The organism is Mesorhizobium sp. M7A.F.Ca.MR.148.00.0.0 (assembly GCF_003997735.1).
Taxonomy (GTDB): domain Bacteria; phylum Pseudomonadota; class Alphaproteobacteria; order Rhizobiales; family Rhizobiaceae; genus Mesorhizobium.
Genome location: NZ_RZTB01000177.1, coordinates 1 through 7,256, shown reverse-complemented (window position 1 = coordinate 7,256; position 7,256 = coordinate 1). Strand labels below are relative to the sequence as shown.

Annotated in this window: 7 protein-coding genes and 1 pseudogene; 1 reads left to right on the top strand and 7 read right to left on the bottom strand. The window is 59.8% G+C overall.

The features are described 5' to 3' along the window. From EOB49_RS31750 to EOB49_RS38185, 6 genes and pseudogenes are all read right to left on the bottom strand, one after another. On the bottom strand, positions 1-432 hold a 432-nt coding region (locus EOB49_RS31750; RefSeq protein ID WP_127383293.1), incomplete at its 3' end, for an ATP-binding cassette domain-containing protein. 710 nt (positions 433-1,142) lie between these two features. After that, a pseudogene (locus EOB49_RS38190) lies at positions 1,143-1,282 on the bottom strand (ABC transporter permease); the annotation flags it as partial. 168 nt (positions 1,283-1,450) lie between these two features. After that, positions 1,451-2,629: a Xaa-Pro peptidase family protein gene (locus EOB49_RS31740; RefSeq protein WP_164781876.1), complete on the bottom strand. Its 1,179-nt coding sequence runs from the start codon at positions 2,627-2,629 to the stop codon at positions 1,451-1,453. A gap of 441 nt (positions 2,630-3,070) precedes the next feature. Next, positions 3,071-3,505, bottom strand: a complete 435-nt coding sequence (locus EOB49_RS31735; RefSeq protein ID WP_164781875.1) for a hypothetical protein — start codon at positions 3,503-3,505, stop codon at positions 3,071-3,073. A 688-nt stretch (positions 3,506-4,193) separates the two neighbouring features. After that, positions 4,194-4,658, bottom strand: a complete 465-nt coding sequence (locus tag EOB49_RS31730) for an Lrp/AsnC family transcriptional regulator (RefSeq protein WP_127383292.1) — start codon at positions 4,656-4,658, stop codon at positions 4,194-4,196. Positions 4,659-5,274: 616 nt separating this feature from the next. Further along, positions 5,275-5,442, bottom strand: coding sequence for a hypothetical protein (locus EOB49_RS38185; protein ID WP_245472925.1), 168 nt, complete (start codon positions 5,440-5,442; stop codon positions 5,275-5,277). Positions 5,443-5,744: 302 nt separating this feature from the next. Between EOB49_RS38185 and EOB49_RS37040 the strand changes: the two genes are divergently transcribed. Further along, on the top strand, positions 5,745-6,068 hold the full coding sequence (locus EOB49_RS37040; protein ID WP_127808931.1) for a hypothetical protein: 324 nt from the start codon (positions 5,745-5,747) through the stop codon (positions 6,066-6,068). Between the two features lie 149 nt (positions 6,069-6,217). Here EOB49_RS37040 and EOB49_RS31715 read toward each other — a convergent pair. Further along, a partial coding sequence (locus EOB49_RS31715; protein WP_127383291.1) for an IS1380 family transposase occupies positions 6,218-7,256 on the bottom strand: 1,039 nt, incomplete at its 5' end.

The window sequence follows — 7,256 nt, the reverse complement described above, 5'->3', positions numbered from 1 at the left end:
ACGGTCTGGCGCGGGTTCATCGCCACGTCGGCCATCTGGTAGATCATCTGCAACTCGCGCAGATCGTCCCTGGAGCGGTTGGCGAGCCTCGGCGTGAGCGTGCGGCCGGCGAAAGCGATGCCTGCCCGACATTGGCGGCAGCAGACCGGTGATGACGCGGGCAAGCGTGGATTTGCCCGAGCCGGACTCGATGACCACGGCCAGCGTCTGACCGGGATGGACGTCGACCGAGACGTCCTGCAGCACCTTCACATAGCCGCCATAGGCCGCGGTCACATTCTTCACCTGGAGCACTGGACTGGTTGCCGGCGTCTTTTCCTTATGCTTGATCGATCGGACAGACACCAAAGCCTTGGTGTAGTCCATCCGTGGCGCCTGGATGATCTGCCGCGTCTCGTCATACTTCACCATCTTGCCGTGACGCAGCATCATAATCTGGGCCGAGATTTGGGCAACGACCGCGAGGTCATGTGTAATGTAAAGGGGCGGCCACGCCAGTATCGCGGATTGCGTCTTTTATCGCAGCAAGCACATCGATCTGCGTCGTCACGTCGAGAGCACTGGTAGGCTCGTCGAGACGATCAGGTTGGGTTCGGAGCATAGGGCCATGGCCGTCATCACTCACTGCAACTGACCGCCCGAGACCTGGTGCGGGTAACGGCGGCCGATGTTCTCGGGGTCCGGCAGGCGGAGTTTTTGAAACAGGCCGCGTGCTTATCTGCCTCGGCCCGCCCGCGACGCCGAGCAACAGCGCCGCTTCTACAACTGGTCCATCAGCCGGTGCGCGGGTTGAAAGCGGCCGCGGCCGACTGCGCGACAAAGCAAACCTCGCTGCCGCGCACCTTGCGCAATCCCTGGACGCAGCCTTTAGATGTCGCCGACTTTTGAGGATGACCTCGCCGCCGGTGATGCGCACACCGCCTAGGCCATAGCCCATCGAGGCCAGGCCGATGGTCGATTTGCCGGCGCCGGCCTCTCTGATCAGGCCGAAGGCGCAGCCCTTTCTCCAGCTTCAGCGAAACGCCGTCAACGATCACCGTATTCCGCGGATCGCCCCCGGCGAATAGGCGGTCGCTTCGATCCGCAGATTCCGGATGTCGAGCAACGGACCACTTCCGCCACCAGGCCGTTTTCCAGCCGCCTTAGACACCGCCGCGCGCTCCTTTGAGAGAAGTGGTCCGGTTGAGGATCCAATCGGCGACGAGATTGACGAGAGGGCGAGTGCTGCGATGGCGCCGGCCGGGATCAGGGCAGCGGAAATTCCGAAAACTATGCCGCCCTTGAGGAAGGGTTCAGCTGGATCAGAAGATCGCAGACCAAGACCCGCTACCGTCGCGTGAACCGCGCCGGATGGCTTTCAGCTTCGCTGCCGCAGCCTACAATCTCGTGCGGCTGCCGATGATAACGGCGGAGACCGGCTAATGGCCAAGTCCCCGCCTTGTAGCCGGGTTCAGCAAACATAGAGTTGACGTTTGCAATTCGTGAGTATTTCACATCCTGTCTCCGTCACACGAACTGTTTCGCTCGTGCCAGCGTCGGCAAAACCGAAGACCTTCACCAGAGATGGGATATGAAATGTCATATTCGGACGCAGCGTCCGCGTTTCTCCCCGCTTGAAAGACAGCATGTAGCCTTCACCCCAATCAGGCGGGAAATTGATGCCGATCGAGTAACCGGTTCTCTTGAAGCGCCCCTCGTACCCCCCTTCCGTCACAGTCCTCGACCAGACATTCCAAACTTCCTCCAGAGGACGCCCGGGCCGGATGGCCTCAATCATTTCCTCTAGCGCCTTGCGGGAAACCTCTTCCATGCGTTCCAACTCGCGGTTAGCTGGTTTGACGACAGCGAGCCGCATGAGGGCGGCGCTGTAGCGTCGGACACAACCTGATATTTCAAGTAGGACCGGATCACCTTCGAGGATCTTTCTTCCGGACCAAGTTGCATGCGCGTGGCTGGTACGAACGCCTGACGCAACGAATATCGGCAAACCCGGATACTCGCTTCCCATGCTTGTCACAACGCGCTGAATCTCGGCGGCGATATCATTTTCGTTTGCGCCAGCATGAATTTGGCTAATCCCAGCCTCCATCCCCGCATCTGCGATGCGGGCAGCTTGGCGAATGCATTCAAGTTCGAGGTCTGATTTCACCACCCTCGCGCTTTCGACCGTTAGGGAGCCGTCCGCAAATCTTGCGCCGTTGAATAGTTCTTTGAGACGTTCGTAATCAACGATTGTCAGAAACCAACTTATTTTCTCAATGCCAATGGTTGAGTTTGCGTACCCCATGCTTCGAATCGTATCCGCGAGAAGCGCGACGGGCGACTCATGATCCATATAGCTGGAGGATTGGTCGATCCAGGAAAAGACTTTGACGTTGGTCTCTTCGATACCGCGAGTTATATGAAATGGCTCTCCATCAATTGGCACTAGCAGGAATTGGCTGCTGTAATATCCTACCGTATGGTACCCGCTCAGGTAGTATATGTTTTCAGGTGTGCTTACAACAAGCAGATCCAATCCTCTCTCTGCCATCTCCTGCCGAACAGCTTTGAGGCGCCGCTGAAATTCGGCGACCGAGAATGCAAGATTTTTTTGAACAACGGCGTTATCAATGCCTGGAACTTTCATATAACCCATCCTTGACTTTGAACCAGGCACTCAGCTGTGCCGATCCGTAACACACCGAAACCATAACAAGTGCCAACAAGCTGCATCACGCGGAGTGTGCCTCCGCCCTGCAGGAAATCGGCATTTTTTAGGATGCGTGCGCACAATATCTCCATAGTAGGAGGAACCAGAAGCAGGACGGAACGGGTCCAGCCGCATCGTAAGACTAAAAGCCTTGCGTAACAGTTGGCTTTCGGTGGCCGCTGCATCATGAGAATCCTAAGCTTTGCCGGGGCTCTCCACCATTTACCAGAAGGATCTTTGATCGCTGAACGAGGGGTTGAAGGTGGTGCCGGCTTCGGGAATGGCGCAGGCTATGTCGAGGAGGCGTCTGATGACCATACAGCTCTTGCCCGGGCGCTTGGCGACCAGCGCTCCCCTGGAACTGCGCAACGCATCACATCACTGCAGGCCATCGAATGCTTCGGCGAGTAACGTGGCGAGAACGAGCCTTCCCACTCCCGCAAGATGCGAGGATCTCCACTGTCCTCCCGGCTTGTCTCTTCCTCGCTCGGGGATGAGGCGGGTCGTCAGGACACCGAACTGATGGTGCGCCTGCTTGAGTTGCCGGTTGAAGGCGGATGCGCGCAACATCCGTGGCGCCCGCCAGGTGAAACGATCACGGAAGCGACGCGGCACCTCGATCGCCACCTGGATCAGGGATGCCTCAAATGTGCCGTTTGTCGCCACCAGCCAGGCAACGATCTTGGCGAGGCCATCGCGGCCCTCCTTGAAGCCGCTCTCGCCCATTTTTCGACCATCGCGCGTGAGGAACGATATGATGACCTTTGTGACTCCCAGTCGACGCCGGCATGCCCGTTGTTTCTGATCGCTCATTGCCCCTCTCCGTTCGAGCAGACAAGCCATCGATGACGGCCAATCCGATGAGCACGCGTCCACCTGGTGATCGGGCCACAGGGGCGATTAGCGCTCTGACGAATTGGCTCGGTCCCGAAAGGCTGCGGCAATTCGGGCCGTCGCCCGCGGGTCCCGCTATCTTCCGCTAGGCTTCGCTTCTCCCGACACCGGCGTGTCTCAAAATTGTAGGCGTTAAAGGTGCCATATCCCTCCGCTCCGTACGAAATCTTCGCTTTTTCTGCTGCCTCATTGCCACATCTATTCAGGCGGACACGGTAGCCATTGTGATCTAAACCTCGGCTGGAAGTTTTCGAAGCGCTTTGAGACATTATGTCCGCGAAAATCGGAGGGTAACCCACCAAGATTCGCAGCAGCCAGTCATCGGTCACCGCCGCGGGGGCGCTTCTTTAAGGGACAAATTTGTGGAGGGGGGATCGGTGGCGTCGACGGCTGTCGCGGCGAATGCCGACGGTTGTTTGGGCGGTCGGCCACGCGTTGTCGGAGTCGCACAGCAGCTGCGCGATAAGGCAAGGCTCGAGTCGTTGTGTTTCGGCGCGGGGACTTTGGGGAGGGCGCGATTAACTCTGAAGCACAGGAGGATGCACACGGCCATGCAGATGGGAGAAGTCGACTTCGGCTTCGGCGTTGGCTTGGCAACGTGATTTTTCTATTCGTCAATTGGCACAGCAAGGGATACCTTAGTCCGATCCATAACAACCATTGTGCTGAATCCTTTGATGTCGGGATTTTCATAAAAAAACCGACGTGTGAATGCCTCATACTCCACCATGTCACGCACGGATACTGTGAGAACGAAATCGGCATCACCTGTTACATAATATGCGTTCATGATTTCAGGCGTGCGCCGGATCGCTTGCTTGAAACGATCAATGATATCTGAGCGATCGCGCTCTAGACTGATAGATACCAGCATGAGCATGGGCCGACCCACGGCTCCCGGTGAGATTATTGAAACATCAGCCTCAATCACACGAGCATCTCGAAGTCGTTTCAATCGCCGCTGACACGCCGTGGCTGATAAGCCAGCAAGTTCGCCCAATTCTTCTGTTGTTAGGCGGTTGTTTCGCTGGACGGCGCTGAGAATCTTTCGGTCAACTCGATCCAAATCCATTGAGATCTCTGCAAAAAACCCTGCTTTTTCGTAGGAAAGCGGCGCACGGAGATCCCTATTAGCCCGAAATCGGCAACGAAGAAAGCATAAAATGGGGTCCGGCCTGCGAAAGCTTGGGGCAGTTATCTCGCGGTGAAATATCTCTTGTAACCCGGTCTTCCAAGACGAGCGCAGGTAATCAGCATTCTCAACCCGCTACTTACACCGTGCCTCCCATCGGAGAGAGCGATGTCCCGAACCCGTTAAATAACGTGAGCAAGAGCTTTGGCGAATTCCGTTTGCTCGAGGGGCAATTAATCTCAGGCTGGCCGCCGAGGAGATGGAGTTCCCGTATGGCTGACGAAAACCTGCCCGACGAGCGGCTGAGGTCGACAACCGCACCGTGTCCCTTGCCGAGGCCGAGGGTGCTGCGGCGGGATTGAACGCACCTGATGGGCTTGGCGGCGACAAGCGACTTGCCGACTACCAGTATTGACAGCGCGCTGGTCTTCAGGTCAGGCTCGGCAAGACTGAAAGCAGCCGCAGCCTAAGATCGGGCGATCCGGCCGTACGCCGGTTCCTCCAGGAACGACGGGCGGGGCTCGGCCGTGGAAAAGCCTGAACCAAGGCGATCGGTTCAGGCCGGCCACATGGCGTGGGAGGCGTTCAGGTTCCTGATGCTCCCGCAACCTGTCCCACAGACGGTCGATGTTCGGCCAGGCGCTCGGAACCCTTCAACTTGGGGATGCCAGGCCGCCAGTGTGACGAGATAGATGTCGACCAGCGAAAGCCAGTTGCCGAACAACCAGTCCTGGCCTTTGAGGCGGCATCGAGAATGGCAAAGCCGCGATCCATTTCGGCAACCGCAGCCTCCTTCACCGCTTCCATGCAGCTTGGGTCAGCCATCTAGCGATCGGCGTAGTAGAACCGCAGGTCAGCCGAAGCACAAGAGGGCTTTAGAGACTGACCCGAGACCATCGCCGAGGATTTGCCCACCGATGCTGGACGACGCTTGCCGCCGGCGAAGGCGCCAGGGGCCTGCGGCTCTACGCCTGGGCCGCTATCCGCCTGCCCTGGGCCACGCACGAGGGGTTCGAGCGCTGGCACTTGATCCGCCGCAGCCGCAAGGAGCCGGAGAAGCTCGCCTATTATCTGGTCTTTGCCCCTGAGGGCACGGCGTTGGCCGAACTGGCCGGTGCCGCCGGCCTCGGCTGCGCGGTCGAGGAATGCTTCGCGCGCGCCAAAGACGATCTCGGCCCCGACCATTGCGAGGCGCGATCCTGGCACGGCTGGCACCGCCACATGGGCCTGGTCGGCCGCAGCCGCCTGACCATCATGACGGCTCTCCTGCCCAGTGTACCCGAAATCCGCTACCTGCTGGCGCGGCTTCTGCTCCGGCCGCCAACCAGCGCATCCTTCATCATCGCCTAGCCCGGATATCTCACACTGTCTTGCGGCGTAGGTCTGTGAGCTGCATTTTTGGGAGCGCTTGAGTTGCGCGCAAGGGCTGTCGCCGCGCGAAGCGGTCGTTGTGGTTCGGCGATATCCTTGTTGTTGACGGGAGGGGTGGATCGGGGCGCTCAGATGGCGGCTGCCGATAGCCTGGCGTAGGTCAGTGCCCATTCGCGCTGGAAGAGGCAGGCGGAGTTCATGGCCAGCCTGACGCGGCGCACGGAGACGCTGACCAGGGCGCCGATCTTGAACAGCTTGAGATGGATGGTGGCGCAGCTTGCCCTGGCAAGGCGGGTGTTGGCCAGGCCGATGCGGCGCAGCGCGCAGACCAGCACATAGGCCATCGAGGCGAACCAGAGCCTGAGCTGGTTGGCCCGCATGGTGGCGGCCGAGGTGCGGTCGGCGAACAAATCGAGCTGGCATTCCTTGATGCGGTTCTCCATCTCGCCGCGGGCGCAGTAGAGGTCCTCATAGAGGCTCTGTGCCGGCCAGGTCTCCGCGTCGAGCGAGGTGACGACGAAGCGCGGATTGGCCTCGCCTTGCGTCCACTCGGCCTTGGCCACGACCCTGCGCCGGCGGCTCCAGCTCTTGCGCGTGGTCCACAGGAAATCCTTGAAGCGGCGGGCCGGCCGGCTGGTGAGGGAACTCTCTGCTATGGCCTCCTCCAGTTCAGCTCCGATGTAGCGAACCAGTCGAGCATTGCGGGCCAGGCCGAACAGGTAATCGACGGCATTGCTCTCGCACCAGGCCATCAGTGCCTCGCGGGCGAAGCCGGAATCGGCACGAAGCACGATGCGAACCTTCGGCCAGCGGTCGCGCAACTGGCGCACGATGCGCGCGATCGCCTCGACCGAGCCGGCGGCGGCGGCGTCGATGTTGGCGGGCCGCAGCTTGGCGCACAGCAAATGATGGCCGCAGAAGACGTAGAGCGGCAGATAGCAGTAGTGGCCGTAATCGCCGTGGAAGAACCGCCCCTCCTGGTTGCCGTGCAGGGGATCGTCGGTGGCGTCCAGATCCAGCACGATCTCTTCGGGCGCAGTTGCATGCGCGCCCACGAACAGCTCGACGAACAACGCCTCGATCGCCGCCGGATCGTGGCTGATCTTGTGATAGCGCGAGGGCTGCGGCCGGCTCAGCTCCAGCCGGTTGAGCGTCGACTTGCCGGCG

Coding starts and splice junctions, on each gene's coding strand:
- EOB49_RS31730 (WP_127383292.1), bottom strand. CDS start 4,658: ATGGATTTGGATCGAGTTGACCGAAAGATTCTCAGCGCCGTCCAGCGA.
- EOB49_RS31740 (WP_164781876.1), bottom strand. CDS start 2,629: ATGAAAGTTCCAGGCATTGATAACGCCGTTGTTCAAAAAAATCTTGCA.
- EOB49_RS31735 (WP_164781875.1), bottom strand. CDS start 3,505: ATGAGCGATCAGAAACAACGGGCATGCCGGCGTCGACTGGGAGTCACA.